The following is an 18,688-nucleotide window of genomic DNA, read 5'->3' on the forward strand; positions in this document are numbered from 1 at the left end:
CCGAGGGCCCGCTTCCAGTCGAGATCCTTGGCCGCTCGCCGCGCCGCCTCCCGATCGCTCACATCGTCGCGCACCTGCAACAGCACCACCTTCATCAGCAGCGAAGGCGGAATCGAAGGGCGTCCCGTACCCGTCGAGTAGCAGTCAGCGAAATCCTCGTCCCTCACGAGGCTGTCACCGTGGGCCGCCATCCGGGCATAAAACGACGAGTCGTCGCCCTCGAAAAGCGGCACCAGAAGCGAATCCACCCCCAAGAAACTCCCCTGACGATCAGCAGTACCAAGCATCGCAAGCTCCAAAGAAGATCATGGCTCCAGTGTGACCGAAAACGACCTCGAACGCGAGCACCCCCGACCCACAACCACCAACTTTTTCGGCAGCCACCTAGTAGGCACCGCCCAACCTACGGTGATCCCACGACGCGATACGATCGGGATGTACGGTGACCACGGTGTTCTTGGCTGCACGGGCACCGAACAGAGCCTCCGCAGCCTCAGGATCGAGAGCCGTACCATCGAACTGGTACTTGGCGGCGACGGCTCCGTATACCTTCAGCACTTCTTGCCTGTCGTCTGAGAGTTCGGCAGTTCCCTTCACCATGACGCCGCGGAGGTTCTCGTAGGTGTCGCCGGTTTCGACGAGCACGGTGAGCCGCGGATCACGGCCGAGGTTGACGATCCGCTGAGAACGCCGGAACGAACGAAACGTGATCAAGCCGTTGCGCATGGTGTACCAGAGGGTGGTGACATGCGGCCACCCGTCGAGACCCTTCGTCGCCACCTGGAGGTTCCGACCCGTGGCCAGAAAGGCGTCGATCTCCTCGAGGGTCATACTGATATCGGTGCGTGCCATACCGGCAAACTAGCGGCAAGGCTGCGTCCCGAGGCTTCAACCGCGGGCTCTCCACTACCCTTGTCTCAGACATTTCACGATCGAAGCGACGATCGGAGGAGCACTATGGGTGGCAAGATCACCGTCCCCGACATCCGGGCTCGCAAAGGCGGCCAGAAACTCACGATGGTGACCGCCTACGACGTGCCGACCGCACGGATCGCATCGGAGGCCGGCGCCGACATGATCCTGGTCGGCGATTCGCTCGCCAACGTCGTTCTCGGATTCGAGTCGACCCTCGACGTCGACCTGGACATCATGATCCATCACACCGCGGCAGTCGCCCGGTCGGAACCCGATTCGCTCCTGATCGGGGATATGCCGTGGATGAGTTACCACGTGTCGGTAGAAGATGCCGTGCGCAATGCCGGACGTCTGGTCCGGGAGGGCGGGGCGGAAGCGGTCAAGCTCGAAGGCGGACGGAAACGCATCCCGGTTGTTGAGGCGATCCTGAGGGCCGAGATCCCGGTGATGGGCCACCTCGGACTCACGCCGCAGTCCGTCCATGCGATGGGCGGGTACCGGGTTCAGGGGAAGGCAGTTGAAGAGGCTCGCCAGATGCTCTCCGACGCGATTGCCCTTGCCGAAACAGGTGTCTTCGGAATCGTCCTGGAAGGCGTTCCGGATGTCCTCGCGCAGATCATCACGAAGGAAGTCTCTGTTCCGACGATCGGCATCGGCGCAGGTTCCGGCACCGACGGACAGGTTCTGGTGTTTCACGACGTGCTCGGAATGCACGACGGCAAACTGCCCAAGTTCGTGCGGCAGTATGCGGATCTGAAAGGGCAGGCGGTGGAAGGCCTCCGGCAGTTCTTCCAAGACGTGCAGTCGGGTGCCTTCCCGTCCGATGCCGAGACCTACCACATGGCCGAAGAGGCCGAGCAAGCTTTATTGGAGGGGCCATCAAGCGACCTTTCCTGGCCGCTGTCCTGGTAACGCTGTCGGGGTGCTCCTCGTCCGTCGCAACCACCTCGACAGTTGTGGCCATCGCCCCGGTGACCGCGCAACCTGAGGTCACCTTCGGGTCAACGACCACCTCGATCACCTCGACCACCTCGACCGGCACGACGATCGACGCAGAATCAGCTACGGGTGACGTCGTCGGGTTCGATACGACTGAGATCAGTCTCGACGGTCGGACCTGGATCGTCGCGCTCGCCGATTCGCCGGCACTCCGGCAGCAGGGGTTGATGTTTGTTGAGGATCTCGGCGAACTCGACGGCATGCTGTTTGTGTTCGAAGAGGAGCGCTCCGGGGCATTCTGGATGAAGAACACCTTGATCGCCCTCGACATCGCTTTCTTCGACAACGACGGTGCGTTCGTCGGTGGTTTGAGCATGGTTCCCTGCGCGGCCGACCCCTGTCCGCACTACGACGTTGGTCTTCCATACCGGTTTGCGCTCGAAGCACCCGCCGGCGCTCTCGTCGATCTGCCGGACGATGCCCGGCTGGATTTGTGAGCTGGAATGCGCGACCGGCACGCAGGACCCGCCCCGACCACCTCGAAATCGCTCCCAAGCGCGTTAGTGATGGTCGAATCGCCCCCGGCACTTGACTGCCCGTTACCCGCCACGCATCGAATCTGGCGGGTAACGTGATGGGTATGACGCGACATAGCGGAACCCTTCAACGTCCGAATTTTGCCGACACGCGTATTCTGTTCCAGGTTTCCGACGGCAAGTGCACGATCGTCGGATCCCCGGGGAAATGGATCGGCTCCTTGCGCCTCGACGAAGCGAGCTTCGAACGACGCTCGATTAGGGAGTTTGGATTCCTGATGCAGAACGAGAAGTGGATCTTCGTCAGTGATGACCCGGCGTCGTTTGCCGACTCCGTGGGAGTGGTGATCGATCTGCGCTCTGCCTCGCGGTTTGGGTTGGGCGAGCGTGTGCGCCGGGCCCGCGAAGAGCAGCGCCTGTCAGGCTGAGCAGGATCGGCCTCTGCCCGGCTTGTTGGCCAACGCCGGTCTTCTAAGCTTGTCCCTGTGACCGATCGACCGCCCCGGCCCCTCGTCCGCTTCCTCGGCGCGGCGCGCACGGTAACCGGATCGAAATTCCTCGTCGAGACCCCGAAGGCACGCGTCCTGGTCGACTGTGGTCTCTTCCAGGGCCACAAGCGATTGCGCGAGATGAACTGGGCGGAGTTCCCGATAGACCCGGCGACGATCGACACGGTTGTTGTATCGCATGCCCACCTCGATCATGTCGGGTATCTCCCCGCTCTGGTGCGAGAGGGCTTCTCGGGCAGCGTCTGGGCAAGTGAGGCGACCGGGCGGCTGTCTTCGGTAGTGATGGCGGATTCAGGTCGAATACAAGAACACGACGCAGAGCGAGCGAATCGCAAGGGCTACACGAAACACACACCCGCTCTGCCGCTGTATACGGAGCACGACGCGATCGTGGCAGCCTCGCTGTTCCGGGTGGCACCCTGGGATGAAGCGGTGCGCATCGCGGATGGTGTCAAGCTGCGCTTGTATCGAGCCGGACACATCCTCGGCTCCGCCTCGGTCCTGCTCGAGTTTGACGACGGCACAGCCCCGCTGCATGTATCGGGAGATCTGGGGCGTGGCCGGCATCCGATCCTGGATCCTCCCGACCCTCCACCGGCGGCCGGGACCGTGATCATGGAGTCGACGTACGGCGATACAGAGCATCCCGAGGCGGACGGTACCGACGAACTGGGCGCGGTGATCTCCCGGACCGTCGCGCAGGCGGGCTCGGTGGTGATTCCGGCGTTCGCGGTCGACCGAACCGAGGTGGTTCTGGTCGCACTTCGAAGCCTGATGCAGGCTGGGACTATTCCCAGGATTCCCGTGTTCTTGGATTCGCCGATGGCTCGCTCGGCGCTTGGCTTCTACGTCCGCGCAGTCGCCGAAGGCCAACATGAGATTCTCGATTCGATAGTTGGGCGACCTGAGATCTTCGACCCGGGCGACCTCACGATCACTGAGTCGGTGGAAGACTCGAAGGCGATCAACCGGGCTCGACCACCGTTCATCGTGATCTCTGCGTCCGGTATGGCAACGGGTGGACGCGTGCTCCACCACCTCAAGCGAGTGCTACCCGATCCAAAGTCGGCGGTCATCCTGGTCGGCTATCAGGCTGCTGGAACCAGGGGCCGGCGACTGGTCGATGGCGAAGATCGGGTCAAGATGCACGGTGAGTTCTGGCCGGTCAGAGCCGAGGTGGCGTCGGTACCGTCCTTCTCGGTGCACGCCGACCGTTCGGAATTGGTCGACTGGCTGGCGTCGGCACCTACGCCACCCGAGCAAGTCATAGCAGTGCACGGCGATCCCGAAGCCATGGATGGTCTTCAAGACGCCATCGCCGAACGGTTGAGTCGCAGGATTCTCACTCCCGGCCACGGGGAAACCGTCCTCATCTAGCCGGTCGGCTCCCGGCCCGTCACCCGCGATTCCCGTCATTGTGGCGAGAACAGCAAAAACACCTGAAGAGTCAGCTTCCGCGAACGGGCCGTCCTGGTTACACTCGCGGCACTTCCCGCGCGGCTTTGAGAAGCTACGCGTCCATCCTGCTCCGTCAGATCGGCGGGGCCTTCCACGCAGGTGGATGTCCAGAGGAGGAGAACAGATGAGGAACTACGAGGTGATGACCATTCACCGGCCCGAAATCGCGGAGGCCGATGTTCGGTTGAAGGTCGCCGAGATCGAAGCGCTGCTCAAAGCACGTGGCGCCGAGGTCACGGACAGCGATTTCTGGGGCAAGCGCCGTTTTGCCTATGAGATCAACCACATTCGAGAGGGCTTCTACTCGGTCGTGCAATTCGATCTTGAAGCATCGCCCGAGGCACTCGAAGATCTCGATCGGGCACTGACTCTGTCCGACGCCGTCGTACGTCACAAGGTCGTGCGACGAGATAACCGCTGAGAAACGGGATCTGTCACACCCTGCCCGCATAGTGAGGGTGTCCATCCCGAGGAGAGAAGAACATGGCGACAAATACCGTGACCGTTATCGGCAATCTGGTCGAGGATCCTGAACTTCGGTTCACCGGATCCGGCGTGGCGATGGCGAAGATTCGTTGTGCCGTCAACCGGCGCTGGCGTGATCAAGCCGGCGAATGGCAAGAAGAGACCAGTTTCCTGGGCGGAACGCTCTGGCGTGAGGCCGCTGAGAATGCAGCCGAGTCATTGCAGAAGGGCATGCGGGTGATCGTTACCGGCCGCCTCGAGCAACGCAGTTGGGAAACAACGGACGGCGACAAGAGGTCGGTTGTTGAGATTTCCATCGACGAACTCGGCCCCAGCCTCCGGTGGGCCACCGCAACCGTAACGAAGACACAGAAGCAGGGTGGAGGCGATTGGGGCGACAAAGCCGCGACGTCGATGCCGGCTGCGCCCGTCGCCCGCGAGACATACGGCCCCGACGAAGCGCCGTTCTAGGAGACAACATGGCACGCCCCGATAACAAACGTAGAAAGCGCCGGCCCGAGAACGGGCGGCGATTCAAGAAGAAGGTCTGCTACTTCTGCAAAGAGAAGATCGAGTACGTCGACTACAAAGATGTGGCGATCCTCCGTAAGTACATGTCGGATCGGGCGAAGATTCGCTCCCGCCGTGTGACCGGGAACTGCACCCAGCACCAGCGTGAGGTGGCCCTGGCCATCAAGAACGCCCGTGAGATGGCGCTGATGCCGTACACGAGCCGATGACCAAGCTCATACTGATCAAAGACGTGGACGGGGTCGGCGCAGCCGGCCAGGTCGTCCAGGTATCGGACGGGTATGCCCGCAACTTCCTTCTTCCGAAGCACCTGGCCGTGAAGGCCAGCGACGGTGCCCTCAAGAATGCTGAAGCGGCCAACAAGGCTCGCGAGGAGACCGAACGACGCGGCCGGGACGCTGCCCAGCTCATTGCTACGCAGCTCGCCGGTACCCGGGTGGTCATCGCCGCCCAGGCAGGTGACGAGGGCAAGTTGTTCGGCTCGATCGGTGTCGCCGACGTCGTTGAGGGAGTGCAGAAGTTCACGGGAATCGAACTCGATCGCAGAACGGTGCGGCTCGCCGAGCCGATCAAGACGATCGGACTCCACGAGGCAATCATCAAGCTGCATTCCGACGTTGAGTTCCCGCTCTCGTTGGACATCATCCCGGCCTGATGACGGCTGAGGCCCGACCTCCAACGGGCCGCTCGACGGCTCGCCCCGAATCGCGGGGAAGTTCAGGTCGTGTGCCTCCGCATAATCTCGAAGCTGAGGAGTCGGTCCTCGGGGCAGTGATGCTCTCGTCCGACGCCGCCAACTCGGTGATGGACAAGCTCGCCCCCGAGGACTTCTACGTCCCGGCCCACCAAGCGATTTTCGAGGCAGTTGCCCGGCTCTACAACAGCAACCAGCCGATCGATATCGTCACGGTGTCCGATTCCCTCCGCCGCAGTGAGGAGATTGATCGGATTGGTGGCGTTGTCTACCTCACCGAACTGATGGAGCGGGTGCCGACCGCCTCGAACGTCGACTACTACGCCACCATCGTCGAGGAGCACGCACTCCGTCGCAGCTTGCTGCAGGCGGGAGCGCGGATCACCGATTTTGCCTTGCAGACGGATGAGGAGATCATCGACATCCTCGACAACGCCGAGCAAACGGTGCTTGGTGTAGCCGAACGGCGAGTTGGTGACGGATTGCAGCCGATTGCCCCGCTGCTGCAATCGACCCTCGAGGTCATTGAAGAACTCGAGGCTTCGGGGAACGCGATTACCGGTCTGGCGACCGGCTATCGGGATCTCGATGTCAAGCTGGCCGGATTGCACCCCGCCAATCTGTTGATCGTGGCGGCCAGGCCGAGCATGGGCAAGTGTCTGGTTGGGTCAACGAGAGTTGTGGACCCGAAGACCGGCGCGATGACGGCGATCGAAGATCTCGTCGGCGATACCGAGTCACAGGGCCTCCAACATGTGTTTGCCTACGATGAAACGGAACGGCAACTTGTGACCGCCAGTCCCTCCGCCTGGGCAGACAACGGCCCGAGGGAGACGTTTTGCCTAACCACGCGGCTAGGTCGAACGATCACCGCCACCGCTAATCATCCGGTCTTGACCTGGACGGGGTGGAGGCGACTCGACCAGGTGGAGATCGGCCAGCCCATCGCAGTAGCCGGCCGTGTCGATGTCTTTGGTGTCGACCGCCTTCCCGAAGCCGAGGTCGCACTCCTCGGATTGCTTATCGGTGATGGGACTACGACGGGGACGAGTCCGAAATTCACTACGGCCGATCCCACGCTTCTCGCCGAACTGGAGCGCCTTGCTCGTGATATGGGCATGCAGGTGACCGGCCATGGGGATCACTCGCTGACCTACCGAATTGTCGGACGGTCGGACCGTCCCTCTCAGAAGGATGTCGCCGCTGCTTCCGGAGTATCGGACGCAACGGTCTCACTGGCCCTGTCCGGGAAGCCGGGACCATCGGAGGCCACTCGGGCTAGCGTTCTGGCAGCTGCGGAGAAGCTTGGGTACAGGAACGAAGGTGCTCGGCCTCCGAATCCATTGGTTGGGATCCTTGAACGGCATGGCTTATGGGGCTGCGTTGCCGCAACGAAATTCGTACCCAACGCCGTGTTCAGGCTTCCAAAAGACCAACTCGCGCGCTTCCTTTCCCGACTCTATGCGACAGATGGCTCGGCCTGGGTATCGGGGGATTGTTACCGCATCGAATACGGCACGGTTTCGGAGCAACTTGCGCGCGACGTGCAACATCTCTTGCTTCGGTTCGGCATTGTGGCCAAGTTGCGGCAGCGGCAGGTGCAGTACGCTGGTGATCGGCGGCCTTCGTTTGAGGTGGCGATCCAGGATCCCTACTCGGTGCGTTTGTTTGCAGACCAGATCGGGATTCTGTCGAAGGAGCGTCAGGTTGCACAGGTGGTGGCCGCCGCTGAATCTCGTCTCACCGATCGCGCTCGCTCACGCCTCCTGCCGATGGAAGCATGGGATCTAATCCTTTCCGAGAAGGGCACAGCCAGCTGGGCAGACATCTCTGCTCGTTGCGGCAGGCCTCGGAACCACAACTGGCATGTGGGTCAACGGCGCCCTTCACGTCGTATCGTGTCTGAGCTGGCCGAAGCACTCAGCAGCGACGCCCTGCGCAGCCTGGCCAACTCGGATGTCGTTTGGGACGACGTCGTCTCTATCGAGCCCGCTGGTTGGCAGCGCACCTTCGACCTCGAGGTACCTCGTTACTCGAATTTCCTCGCAGGCGATGTTGTTGTCCACAACAGCACGTTGGCGCTCAACATTGCCTCCAATATTGCAATGGACGGCGGGACCGTCGCGGTGTTCTCGATGGAGATGAGCAAGGAAGAGATCATCCAGCGGATGTTGTGCTCCGTCGGCCGGGTGGACTCGATGGCGTTGCGCACCGGCCAGCTCGACGCCAGGGGCTGGCAGCGGGTGGTCAATGCCGCATCGAAGATGTACCCGGCCCCGGTCTATGTAGATGACAGCGCGTCTGTGACCGTGACCGACATCAGAGCGAAAGCGCGCCGACTGAAGCGGCAGAAGGGTCTGGCGCTGATCGTCGTGGACTACATCCAACTCATGCAAGGGCGGAATCGTGAGAACCGTCAGCAGGAGATCGCCGAGATCAGCCGGAATCTCAAGAACCTGGCCCGTGAGCTCGACCTGCCCATCATCGCGGTGTCCCAGCTCAACCGTGGGTTGGAAGCCCGGGAGGACAAACGGCCCCGCCTGGGCGACTTGAGAGAATCGGGCGCGATCGAGCAAGACGCCGACATCGTGCTGTTCATCTACCGACACGAGTACTACTACCCGGACGATCCTGAATCCAAAGGCCTTGCCGAGGTGAACGTTGCCAAACATCGGGCCGGCGCAACAGGCAAAGTCGATATGACCTTCCTGCCTCGCTACACCTTGTTTGCCGATGTCGGGCGGGATGTCGGACCCTAGGGCGGGGTGACACGGGTCGCCCCAGACAGATGAGACCCCCTACTAAGAGGGGGTCTCGGGTCGCTTTCGCCGGTCGCCGTTCGGGAAGAGTCGGAGGAAGGGGGTCTCCGTAAGTGCTCGGCAGTCCGTTCCGGTGAAAACGTTCTACTCACATCATCGGCGCGATCTAGCCGGACCTTGAGGAGTTTGACCGATTTCTCTCTGTAGGCTGCCGGAATGCCCGGGAAATGGACTGCCGCCGTTGTTCTCGCCGCGGTTGCAGCGGCTTGGGGAACGATCCCGCTCATTGTTCGCACTGTCGATTTGCCGGCGGAGCAGTTGGTTGCTGCGCGGCTGTGGTTGGGAGCGCTGCCGCTCCTGATCTGGGTAGTTGCCCGGAGACAACATCATCTCCCGGCTGCCGATAGGGCTCGAGTTCTGACGCTCGGTGTGGTACTCGCCGCTCACTGGGCCGCCTTCTTCTGGTCCCTCAAGACGACCACGGTTGCGATTGCGCTCGTGCTCGTTTACCTGGCACCTGTTCTGCTGGCCGCCCTGGCTCCCCGGATTCTGGGTGAACATACCGACAAGAGAACCTGGGTCGCCGTAGCAATGGCGCTGCTGGGCGTCGTGCTCGTTGCCCGACCGGGTGGGGGAGCGACCTTGTCTGGAACGGTGGCCGGGCTGATCGCGGCGGCGACGCTGGCTGCTCTCATCCTGATCGGAAAACCGGTCGCGCAGCGACTTGGTGGGCTCCGCTTGGCTGCCTACGAGCACACGGTTGCTGCCCTGGTAATGACCCCGTGGGCCCTGGCGGCGCTCTTCGAGGTTCCGTGGGAGGCGACCGACAATCCACCGGCTGTGGAAAGCTGGTGGCAACTCCTGGTTCTCGGCATGGTGCTGACGGGTCTTTCCGGCGTTCTCTACTGGACGTCCGTCTCCCGGCTGCGCGTCACGAGCGTCGGTGTGATCATGTACGTCGAGCCGGCCTCGGCCGTGGTCTGGGCTGCTCTATTCCTTGGTGAAACGCCCGGTCTTCCCGCTGCTTTGGGAGTTGTGCTCGTGATCTTGTCCGGGATCGTGGCGGCGGTCGCCGGCGGATATCGGGCGGACCGGGGCGTCGCAGCTCAAGGTATTCGATGAAGTCGCCGATGGAACTTCCAGCGTCGGACAGTCGGGCGAGAAGGGCACGAGGATGTGGCAGGAGATCGCGGAAGGCGTTTACCGCCGTCGGTATGAGTCGCTCGACCTGAACGTCGGCGTCGTGATCGGCGGAGAGGGCGTCCTCGTCATCGACACGCGTGCCTCTCACCGCCAGGCTCAACAGCTCCTGGATGAACTGCGGACGTTGACCAGGCTTCCGCCACGCTGGGTACTGAACACCCACTACCACTGGGATCATTGCTGGGGAAACGCGTTGTTCCCGGCTGCCCAGTTATGGGGCCACGAGCGATGTCGAAGTGCGCTCATGAACGATGGAGAAGCAGCTAGGGCCGGGGTTCTCGAGCGGCTCACCGAAGAGCACCGGGCGGACGTCGAAGAGGTGGTCATCACTGCTCCCGATCATACGTTTGGCGTCCGGCATGCCATCGACCTGGGAGGGCGCATCGTTGAATTCAAGTATCTGGGGCTCGGGCACACCGACAGTGACGTTGTTGTTCAGGTGGCCGACTCGGGGACGTTGTTTGCCGGCGATCTGATTGAGGAGGGCGCTCCACCCTCCTTTTCCGACTCGTTTCCGCTGAACTGGCCGGAGACTCTGGATGCTCTGCTGGAGATGACGAGGGGTGTGGTCGTCCCCGGTCACGGAGACATCGTCGACAGGGCATTCATCGAAACGCAGAGGGCCGAGATCTCCGCGCTCGCCGGCCTGGCCAGAGCAGCTTATGTTGCCGGCGAACGGGTTGATGAGGTGGACGTCCACACGAGCCCCTACCCCGAAGAGCCGACCAGGACGGCGATACAGAGGGCCTTTCTCCAACTGGAGGACTAGCCCCAGAAGCCTCCTTCTGCGAATGTGGTGCCTGCGATCCGGCTAAGGGTTGAAGTCCTCGTGGACCCGACTGGGCGTCGGGCCGCGCTGACCTTGGTACTTGGACCCGGCCCGGTCGGTCCCATACGGATGGTCTGCTTCTGTGGATAGCTGATAGAAGCTGATCTGTCCGATCTTCATTCGTGGATAGATGGCGATCGGGAGAGTCGCCACGTTTGATAGTTCGAGGGTCAGGTATCCGTCGAATCCGGGGTCGACGAATCCCGCCGTCGAATGGATGAGGAGTCCGAGGCGGCCGAGGCTCGACTTGCCTTCGAGGCGGGCGACAATGTCGTCGCCAAGCCGCACCCGCTCGAGAGTTGAGCCGAGGACGAACTCGCCGGGATGCAACATGAACGCTTCTTCGTCGTCGACCTCAACCAGTGTGGTCAAGTCGAGTTGAGGAGCCTTTGGATCGATGTGAGGGTATTTGTGGTTCTCAAAGACCCGGAAGAAACGATCGACGCGGAGGTCGATGCTCGATGGCTGCACGAAGGAGGGCTCGAACGGGTCGATCTCGATACGACGGCTCTCAATGGCTTCTTTGATGGTCCGGTCCGAAAAGATCATGTCGTTCCCCCGATGAAGATGATGCACACAAGAGGTATCGGGCACTTGGCAGGTGTGACCGGCGGCTGCCGGAAGCCGACTGCCGTTTGTCCCGTTGCCTGTGGTCGAGCGGGTGAGGGGAATCGAACCCCCGTTCCAAGCTTGGGAAGCTCGTGTTCTACCACTGAACTACACCCGCGGGCACTGGGATTGTACCAATCTGGATCTCTGACGGCCCGGTCGACCTTCCGCGCGGATGCGGGGGGTTCCGACCCGGCTCTCACCCCAAGATGCTCAAGCCTCCCCAGACCCCCATCACGACCCCGACTGCCATCAGGAACCACGCACGTCCGGGCCGGAACTCGCCTTCAACGCCGACGGGCTGTTCACCCCGGCGGTGTTTCCACATCGCAAGGCCGTTCCCTACCAGTAAGGCGAGGCCGACCCCGAATATCAGTTCGGGGAAGATCTGATCGATTCCTATGACGTCACCCATGAGGAGCGCCACCGTAGCCCGGTATCGTTGAGGCGAGGAAATCAGCGAGGAGCCACCATGTCACGAACATGCCATGTCGTTCGTGTATTCACGCGCGGAGCGACAGGAGGCAACCACCTCGGAGTGGTGATCAGGTCTGAAGGACTTGGGACTCTCGACATGCAGGCGATCGCCACAGAACTGGGTTTCTCCGAGACCATCTTCCTCATACCCGGTGATCCGCCGGCGGTACGGATCTTCACGCCGGGTCGAGAGATGCCGTTTGCAGGCCATCCTCTGGTCGGAATGACCTGGATCCTCAGGGAACTCGATGTGCAACAGACGGATCGGCTCCTCTGCGGGATCGGCCTCGTTCGGGTCGGCTTCGACGGTCCGGATGCCTGGATCGAGGCACCGCCGGACCGACCGGTCCGTGCGGCCCCCGGCGCCGATCAGGTGGCGGCGACGCTCGGGCTTGTGGCACCAATCAGCGCGGCTTGGGTCGACATGCCTATTTCGTACCTCGTGCTCGAACTCGAATCACCAGAGGCTGTGGCGGATGTGAGCTTCACCGAGGACGCCATGGCGGCGACGGGAGTTGGCGAGCTGTACCTGTATGCATGGGCGAATGGAGATCGAGCCAAGTCGAGGTTCTTCGCGCCTGAGGCGGGGGTATTCGAGGATCCGGCTACCGGGAGCGCGGCAGTTGCGCTCGCCTCGAAGTTGGCGAACGAAGGACGTTCGAGCGGAACCATCCTCATCGATCAAGGTGACGAGATCGGACACCCTTCGACAATCGGACTGAACTGGAGTCCGGACCGGGTACGCATCGGGGGAGGGGTGTCTATGGAGGAGGTCCGGCTGTTGGACGAGTTGGACCGGCAGCCTCACCGGCCGCACACTGATTAGATCCGGGCGTCCCGAGGCTCCGAGCCAGGTTTCCTCTGCCTGCCCACCGCCGCACCGATCCCTCCCATGCCCGCTTCCGGGAGACGGCTCGGTTGGGCCCGGTTTCAGCCGGCTCAGGCGAAGCCCGTCCAGCGCCCACCGAACCCGGCGCACGAGGTCTTAGAATCCCCTCATGGCAACTGAAGGTTCACGAAAGGCGGTCTTTGCCGCCCTCACCGGGAACGCACTCATTGCAGTTGCCAAATTCATTGCTGCGGCCCTCACCGGCTCGGCCGCCATGCTCTCCGAGGCTTGGCACTCGGTGGCCGACACGGGCAACCAGACCCTGTTGTTGCGCGGCCTCGCTCAATCGCGGCGGGCTCCCGACGCCCAGTACCCCTTTGGACGCGGCAAGGAGACGTACTTCTGGAGCTTCATGGTTGCGGTCATGCTCTTCGTCGGTGGCGCCGTGCTCTCCATACAGCACGGGATCGACGCGCTCCAACATCCCCACGAACTCGAATCCATCTCCGTCAATGTTCTAGTCCTGGGCTTGGCGTTCGTGATTGAGGGCTCCGTATTCCTCTTTGCCTACCGGGAGTTCAAACGCGAACGAGGCAGCCGCTCGAACTGGCGGACCTTCCGTGGCACCAAGAACGCTTCCATCCTCGTTGTGCTCCTCGAAGACAGCGCAGCCATCCTCGGTCTCGTCATTGCCCTCGCCGGCATGTTTCTTTCCGCGGCAACCGGGGACGCTGTGTGGGACGCGATCGCCTCACTGATGATCGGTGCCCTTCTCGCCACCGTTGCCGTTCTCCTGGCGACGGAAACGAAGGCACTGCTGATCGGCGAGGCGGCGAGTCGGTCCGACCGATCGGGTGTGATGGCGGCGGTGCTGTCACTCCCGCAGGTGAGTGGCGTCGGCCGACTGCTCACCATGCACATGGGCCCCGAGCAGGTGTTGGTCAACATCGAGGTCGACTTCGTGGATGGTCTCGACTCTGCGGGTGTCGAGGCGGCGATCGACACCGTCGAAGCAGCCATCCGGTCGTCGCTGCCGCACGCCGGCAACATCTTCGTCGAGTTGGAGACCGCCCACCGTGGCTGAGGCTACGGCACCAGGATCATCTGCCAACCTCGGACCGGGATTCGATACCCTGGCACTCGCCCTGGAAATCACCTGCCGGGTGGTGGCCGTACGTGCCCCTGAATGGATGGTGTCCCATCACGGGCCGCATGCTCCTGCGCCGGGGGACGATGATGCTGTGTTGCTGGCCGCCCGCACCGCCGTCGGCGCAGAGAACCCCCTGAAGCTCGAGGTGTACAACGAGATACCGCTCGGCCGGGGACTCGGCTCATCGGCTGCCGCATTTGTCGCAGGCGCGGCCGCTGGTTTGCGGGCAGTTGATCAGCAGGCGGATACGGCCGTTGTGTTGCGGCTGGCTTCCGATCTGGAAGGACACGCCGACAATGTGGCCGCCTCGGTATTCGGTGGATTGGTGGCTGCGGTGGGTTCGCTGGCCCAGCCACTCGTGCTGCATCCATCGCTGCGCCTAGTCATTGCCGTTCCGTCGCGACGTCTCCCGACCAAGTGGGCGCGTCAAGCACTTCCGGAGATCGTTGAACACGACGTGGCGGCCCGATCGGTCGCCAGGGTCGTGGCACTGGTCGAAGCCTTCCGTACCGCGGATCCAAGGCTTTTCGCGGCGGCGGCCGGTGATGAGCTTCACGAAGCGCCGCGCGGCCCGCTGTTTCCCGAGGCCGAAGATCTGATGTTCACCGCGCGATCGGCGGGCGCCGTCCATACATGTTGGAGCGGAGCCGGACCGTCGATCCTGGCGGTCGTCGATGGGGATGGGGTAGAGGCGGTGGCTACGGCTCTTCGAGAGGCACTCGGTAGTGAGGGCACAGTTCTCCTTCCCGCCATCGCCTTTCAGGGGCTCCGTTGATCAATATCTGGTTTGCGAAATCGGCTTGAAACAGTCATCCTGTAGCTCCATCCACTGATTTCTGGAGAGGATTACTGCATGGGTTCGCTGGTCAAGAAGCGGCGCAAGAAGATGTCGAAGCACAAGTATCGCAAGCGCCTCAAGGCAAACCGCCACAAGCGCAAGAGGTAGCCGCACTGCACCGCAATCATGCGGTTCTGAAAGGACCCACCTACTCCCGACAACGCGCCCGCCGGCGCGTTGTCGCTCGTGGGTAGCGCGTCCCCTCAGAGGCCCGGCGAAACGAGGCGGCGTGCGAGCAACCCGGCGCCGGCTGCGGCCGCAATGAGGAACCCAACGACCATAAGCGTGCGCCGTCCGCTCGTGGCAGGCGTCGGGCCGCGATTGCAGACACTTCCGGCCGCGATGACGTCATCGATCGTATCATCCGGGTAGTAGGTCCCTCCGTAATCCCACAGGCCTGGGAGGAGATCCCCGAAAAGGAACTGCACGTTGTGTGGTTCGTCGGTCACGATCGTCGCCTCGAGCAGCGCGCCGCGCGGCAGTTCTTCGAGCATCGTTACCGTTTCCACGAAGGTCGTGGGCGCCTGACCGACTACAAAGACATACCGTTCTTGTGGATTGATCGCTATTGCTTCCCAAAGGGTGAGCTCCGGCTCGACCGTCTTGAGCGAGACCGTCTCGACCTTTTCTGCGCCGCAAGGGCGGATCCGAAGGCTGATGGCCCCGTCGGTTGGCGTCATTCCGACAGCCACCCGCGGCCCACCCGCTGGGTCGCCGCCGGCGGCCGGAGTCAGACCGATCGCCACCAGCATCACGGTCAGTCCGAGGATCAGAATGATGGCGAAAATCCAGTCCGGTGAGATATCCCACGCCGGGCGGCGATCCGGGATCAGATCCTGGCCGGAGCGATGGGACGAAGTGCCTACCGGTGTCATTCCGGCTCGCGAAGGAAGCGTTCGATCTCGTTGACGAGACGCTCACCGGCTTCCGGCTCCATTATCAGGTCATCTGCGTCATCCTCCAGCCCTCCGACGTACTCCTGGAGCTCCGTCGACGCCGCCACCGCTGCTTCAATGTGACGGTGGAAAGCAATCGCTTCGATTTCGATTGCCTCCAGGTTGATCGCGATCCCGGTGATTTCAGAGGCCTTTTCGAGGAGGGCCATCATTGCCCTGGGATTGGGGTTGCCTGCCAGGTAGTGCGGAATGGCTGCCCAGAGTCCCACCGTCGAGAATCCCGCACTGCTGCAAGCCGCATTGAGCGCGCCGACGAGGCCCGTCGGCCCCTGATAGTCGGTAGCTAGGAGTTGGTTGTCCTTGAGAAGGGTCTCATCGCTGGCAACCGCCATGATGGGAACCGGCAACGTGTGTGCGACCCTGCCGATAAACGCACCAAAGAGGACGACGGCAGAGGCCTCCATCTCGTGGAAGGCGTCGACGAGGTGATCGGTGAGGGTCGGCCACCGAAACTCTGGTTCGGGGCCTTCAACCACGACCAGATCGTGGTCCGCCCCCGGCAAGCGAGCACGCGACAGCCGGATGGCCGGCCACTCAATCCCCTGGGTAATCCCGTCGGTGATGTGAATCTCGGGCCTTGTCTGGCTGAAGTCGAAGAACTCCTCAGCACCGATGGAGGCGAGTAGTTCGACGTCCGTTGCCTGCTCGAGCAGGTAGGCGACGGCTCCACTGGCTGCGTCGGCCGCGTCGCTCCATCCGGAAAACCCGACGAACACCGTCGGATCGCGCAACTCCGGTTGGCTGTGCCAGGTGAACGCCTTCATTGTGGATCAGGCTAGTTGGCGTTGGGTGCCCGGGCAGGTGACCGGTCACCGACCAAAACGGCGCAGGCGAAGGCTGTTTGAAACCACCGACACGCTGGATGACGCCATGGCAGCCGCCGCGAACATCGGGTTGAGGAACCCCAGTGCGGCGAGCGGGATCATGGCGGTGTTATAGAAGAAAGCCCAGAAGAGGTTCTGCTTGATGGTTCGGAACGTCGCCCTGGCCAGCCCCATTGCGGTGTTGGCCAGCGTCGGATCCCCGGACATCAGTATGACGTCGCCTGCTTCGATGGCTATGTCGGTCCCCGTTCCCACCGCCATGCCCAGGTCGGCTCTGATGAGGGCAGGTGCATCATTGATTCCATCACCCACGAAAGCAACCCGCCGACCGTCGGCCTGCAGTCTGGCGACTTCAGCCGCCTTGTCACCCGGAAGAACCTCAGCGAGTACCCGATCGATTCCTACCGAGCGGGCAATCGAGTCCGCCGTTCTCTGGTTGTCGCCGGTGAGCATGGCTACTTCAACGTGCATCTCTCGAAGGTGTTGTACGGCGGGGGCCGCAGTCGGACGAAGGACGTCCGCAACGGCCAGGGCACCCCTTGCCTCGCCGTCCCATCCTGCCAGGAACGACGTGTGCCCCTCGTCCGCCGACTGCTCGAGGGAGTTGGTGTAACGCTGGGGGAGTTGGTGGCCCTGGTCGGCCAGGAACTTGGCCGTACCGACCGTCACGCGGATTCCGTCTACGGTTCCAACCACGCCGCCCCCCGGGAAGTTCTCGAAGTCGGAAACCGTTCCGAGTTCGATGTCTCGTTCCTCGGCGCCGAGCGCGACGGCTCTAGCGATGGGGTGCTCCGAAGCTCCCTCGACCGAACCGGCCAGATAGAGGAACCGGTTGGTGTCCTCGTCGGTGACGACTTTGGCGAGGCTCATGAGCCCGCGGGTGAGGGTTCCGGTCTTGTCGAACACCACGGTGTCTATCGACCTGGCTCGTTCAAAGATCTCCGCCCCCTTGAACACGACGCCGAGTTCGGCACCGCGCCCGCTGCCGACCATGATCGCGGTCGGTGTGGCGAGTCCCAGAGCACACGGGCAGGCGATTATCAACACCGCCACCGCCGCCCGAACCGCCGGCGAGATCTCTCCGCCGATTCCCATCCACAACGCCAAGGTTGCCACGGCGATGAGGATGACAACGGGGACGAACACCCCGGATACCCGGTCGGCGAGCTGTTGGATGGGCGCTTTCGATGCCTGTGCATCGGCGACGAGCTTGACGATCTGCTGCAGGGCTGTCTCCTGCCCCACCCTGGTGGCGCGTGCGGTGATACGGCCCTGCTGGTTGAGTGTTGCACCGAAGACTTCGTCGCCAATCGTCTTGTCGATCGGCATCGACTCGCCGGTGAGCATGCTCTCGTCGAGCGAAGATGCTCCTTCGGTGATCTCGCCGTCCGTCGGGATCTTTTCCCCCGGCTTGATCACCATCAGATCGCCTGCCTGGACCTCTTCGATAGGCACCATGACCTCGACGCCGTCCCGAAGCAAACGGGCTTCTTTTGCCCCCAACTCGAGGAGCTTGGTAACGGCGGCTGAAGCCCTTCCTTTGGCCCGGGCCTCGAAGTACCGACCGAGGAGAATGAAGGTGATGATGGCGCCGGCCGTCTCGAAAAAGATCGCCTCGCCCGCGAAGATCGCCCAGATCGAGAAGAAGTAGGCAGAGAGGGTCCCGATCGAAACCAGTGTGTCCATGCTGGCTCCGAATGAGCGGAGCTGCTTCCCGGCGACTTTGTGGAACTGCCAGCCGAACACGAACTCCACCGGGGTCACTAGCGCCCATTGGAGCAGGTGGCTCCAGCGTTCGTCGGGGCCGAACATGCCAAGGACCAGGACGGGGACTGTGAAAAGGGCGGCAAGCAGGAAGTTGCGCCACTGGAAGCGCTCCTCTTCCGAGTACCGTTCAACCTGAGTGATCCGCTCATCATCTTCGTTGACGAGATTGATCTTGTAGCCGATCTTGGAAACCGCGGCCCGCAACGCCTCGATATCGACGGCTTCGGCGATGTCGACCCTGGCTTCACCGCCTGCGTAGTTGACCACCGCCTCTACGCCTTCCTGGCGATTGAGCACGCGTTCAACACGCACCGCGCACGATGCGCACGTCATTCCCTCAACGTCGAACGTCAGGGTGTCGGTAGCGGTTGGGGGTTTTGACATAGTGGGCAACCTTCGG

The 18,688-nt window shown here is 62.5% G+C and carries 22 protein-coding genes and 1 tRNA gene; 15 read left to right on the forward strand and 8 right to left on the reverse strand.

Annotated elements, in window-relative coordinates; all coding sequences use genetic code 11:
- Both P1T08_01335 and P1T08_01340 read right to left on the reverse strand, forming a co-directional pair.
- Positions 1-287, reverse strand: a 287-nt coding sequence (locus P1T08_01335; protein ID MDF1594728.1) for a transposase, incomplete at its 3' end; no start/stop codon positions are given.
- A 97-nt stretch (positions 288-384) separates the two neighbouring features.
- Positions 385-852 (reverse strand): pyridoxamine 5'-phosphate oxidase family protein, encoded by a 468-nt coding sequence (locus P1T08_01340; GenBank protein MDF1594729.1) that lies wholly within the window; start codon positions 850-852, stop codon positions 385-387.
- Positions 853-957: 105 nt separating this feature from the next.
- Between P1T08_01340 and panB the strand changes: the two genes are divergently transcribed.
- The 11 genes from panB to P1T08_01395 all read left to right on the forward strand — a co-directional run bounded on the left by panB (position 958) and on the right by P1T08_01395 (position 10,778).
- The gene (gene panB, locus P1T08_01345; protein ID MDF1594730.1) at positions 958-1,827 is read left to right on the forward strand and encodes a 3-methyl-2-oxobutanoate hydroxymethyltransferase; all 870 of its coding nucleotides are present in this window, start codon (positions 958-960) and stop codon (positions 1,825-1,827) included.
- 59 nt (positions 1,828-1,886) lie between these two features.
- The gene (locus P1T08_01350; GenBank protein MDF1594731.1) at positions 1,887-2,351 is read left to right on the forward strand and encodes a DUF192 domain-containing protein; all 465 of its coding nucleotides are present in this window, start codon (positions 1,887-1,889) and stop codon (positions 2,349-2,351) included.
- A 143-nt stretch (positions 2,352-2,494) separates the two neighbouring features.
- Complete coding sequence (locus P1T08_01355) at positions 2,495-2,818, forward strand: hypothetical protein (protein ID MDF1594732.1); 324 nt, start codon at positions 2,495-2,497, stop codon at positions 2,816-2,818.
- Between the two features lie 57 nt (positions 2,819-2,875).
- Positions 2,876-4,276 (forward strand): MBL fold metallo-hydrolase, encoded by a 1,401-nt coding sequence (locus P1T08_01360; GenBank protein MDF1594733.1) that lies wholly within the window; start codon positions 2,876-2,878, stop codon positions 4,274-4,276.
- A 205-nt stretch (positions 4,277-4,481) separates the two neighbouring features.
- Positions 4,482-4,778, forward strand: a complete 297-nt coding sequence (rpsF, locus tag P1T08_01365) for a 30S ribosomal protein S6 (GenBank protein MDF1594734.1) — start codon at positions 4,482-4,484, stop codon at positions 4,776-4,778.
- 62 nt (positions 4,779-4,840) lie between these two features.
- The gene (ssb, locus tag P1T08_01370) at positions 4,841-5,293 is read left to right on the forward strand and encodes a single-stranded DNA-binding protein (GenBank protein MDF1594735.1); all 453 of its coding nucleotides are present in this window, start codon (positions 4,841-4,843) and stop codon (positions 5,291-5,293) included.
- 8 nt (positions 5,294-5,301) lie between these two features.
- Complete coding sequence (rpsR, locus tag P1T08_01375) at positions 5,302-5,562, forward strand: 30S ribosomal protein S18 (protein ID MDF1594736.1); 261 nt, start codon at positions 5,302-5,304, stop codon at positions 5,560-5,562.
- Positions 5,559-6,008, forward strand: a complete 450-nt coding sequence (gene rplI, locus P1T08_01380; protein ID MDF1594737.1) for a 50S ribosomal protein L9 — start codon at positions 5,559-5,561, stop codon at positions 6,006-6,008. Before rpsR ends, rplI begins: the two co-directional genes overlap by 4 nt.
- A 71-nt stretch (positions 6,009-6,079) precedes the next feature.
- Positions 6,080-8,806: a replicative DNA helicase gene (gene dnaB / locus P1T08_01385; protein ID MDF1594738.1), complete on the forward strand. Its 2,727-nt coding sequence runs from the start codon at positions 6,080-6,082 to the stop codon at positions 8,804-8,806.
- Positions 8,807-9,022: 216 nt separating this feature from the next.
- Positions 9,023-9,928, forward strand: coding sequence for a DMT family transporter (locus tag P1T08_01390; GenBank protein MDF1594739.1), 906 nt, complete (start codon positions 9,023-9,025; stop codon positions 9,926-9,928).
- A gap of 52 nt (positions 9,929-9,980) precedes the next feature.
- Positions 9,981-10,778 (forward strand): MBL fold metallo-hydrolase, encoded by a 798-nt coding sequence (locus P1T08_01395; GenBank protein ID MDF1594740.1) that lies wholly within the window; start codon positions 9,981-9,983, stop codon positions 10,776-10,778.
- Positions 10,779-10,820: 42 nt separating this feature from the next.
- On the opposite strand, the gene dcd is transcribed toward P1T08_01395, so the two are convergent.
- The 3 genes from dcd to P1T08_01410 all read right to left on the reverse strand — a co-directional run bounded on the left by dcd (position 10,821) and on the right by P1T08_01410 (position 11,862).
- Positions 10,821-11,387 carry a dCTP deaminase gene (dcd, locus tag P1T08_01400; GenBank protein ID MDF1594741.1) on the reverse strand — a complete coding sequence of 189 codons (567 nt, stop codon included), beginning with the start codon at positions 11,385-11,387 and terminating at the stop codon, positions 10,821-10,823.
- 107 nt (positions 11,388-11,494) lie between these two features.
- Positions 11,495-11,565: transfer RNA gene (locus P1T08_01405), tRNA-Gly, on the reverse strand.
- Between the two features lie 81 nt (positions 11,566-11,646).
- Complete coding sequence (locus P1T08_01410) at positions 11,647-11,862, reverse strand: hypothetical protein (GenBank protein ID MDF1594742.1); 216 nt, start codon at positions 11,860-11,862, stop codon at positions 11,647-11,649.
- A gap of 57 nt (positions 11,863-11,919) precedes the next feature.
- Here P1T08_01410 and P1T08_01415 point away from each other — a divergent pair, with 57 nt between their 5' ends.
- The 4 genes from P1T08_01415 to P1T08_01430 all read left to right on the forward strand — a co-directional run bounded on the left by P1T08_01415 (position 11,920) and on the right by P1T08_01430 (position 14,849).
- A complete protein-coding gene (locus P1T08_01415) occupies positions 11,920-12,750 on the forward strand; it encodes a PhzF family phenazine biosynthesis protein (protein MDF1594743.1) in 831 nt (276 codons plus the stop codon).
- A gap of 172 nt (positions 12,751-12,922) precedes the next feature.
- Positions 12,923-13,837 (forward strand): cation diffusion facilitator family transporter, encoded by a 915-nt coding sequence (locus P1T08_01420; protein ID MDF1594744.1) that lies wholly within the window; start codon positions 12,923-12,925, stop codon positions 13,835-13,837.
- Positions 13,830-14,678 carry a homoserine kinase gene (locus P1T08_01425; protein MDF1594745.1) on the forward strand — a complete coding sequence of 283 codons (849 nt, stop codon included), beginning with the start codon at positions 13,830-13,832 and terminating at the stop codon, positions 14,676-14,678. The genes P1T08_01420 and P1T08_01425 overlap by 8 nt, the downstream gene beginning before the upstream one ends.
- Positions 14,679-14,756: 78 nt before the next feature.
- Positions 14,757-14,849 (forward strand): aurora kinase A-interacting protein, encoded by a 93-nt coding sequence (locus P1T08_01430; GenBank protein MDF1594746.1) that lies wholly within the window; start codon positions 14,757-14,759, stop codon positions 14,847-14,849.
- Between the two features lie 95 nt (positions 14,850-14,944).
- Here P1T08_01430 and P1T08_01435 read toward each other — a convergent pair whose 3' ends face one another.
- The 3 genes from P1T08_01435 to P1T08_01445 are packed head-to-tail and all read right to left on the reverse strand — an operon-like array spanning position 14,945 to position 18,672.
- Entirely contained in the window at positions 14,945-15,616 is a 672-nt protein-coding gene (locus P1T08_01435; protein ID MDF1594747.1) for a hypothetical protein, read from the reverse strand.
- Positions 15,613-16,461, reverse strand: a complete 849-nt coding sequence (locus tag P1T08_01440; protein MDF1594748.1) for a PAC2 family protein — start codon at positions 16,459-16,461, stop codon at positions 15,613-15,615. Before P1T08_01440 ends, P1T08_01435 begins: the two co-directional genes overlap by 4 nt.
- A gap of 45 nt (positions 16,462-16,506) precedes the next feature.
- Entirely contained in the window at positions 16,507-18,672 is a 2,166-nt protein-coding gene (locus tag P1T08_01445) for a heavy metal translocating P-type ATPase (GenBank protein ID MDF1594749.1), read from the reverse strand.
- Between the last annotated feature and the right edge of the window lie 16 nt (positions 18,673-18,688).

The organism is Acidimicrobiia bacterium, assembly GCA_029210695.1.
Taxonomy (GTDB): domain Bacteria; phylum Actinomycetota; class Acidimicrobiia; order Spongiisociales; family JAHEDJ01; genus JAHEDJ01.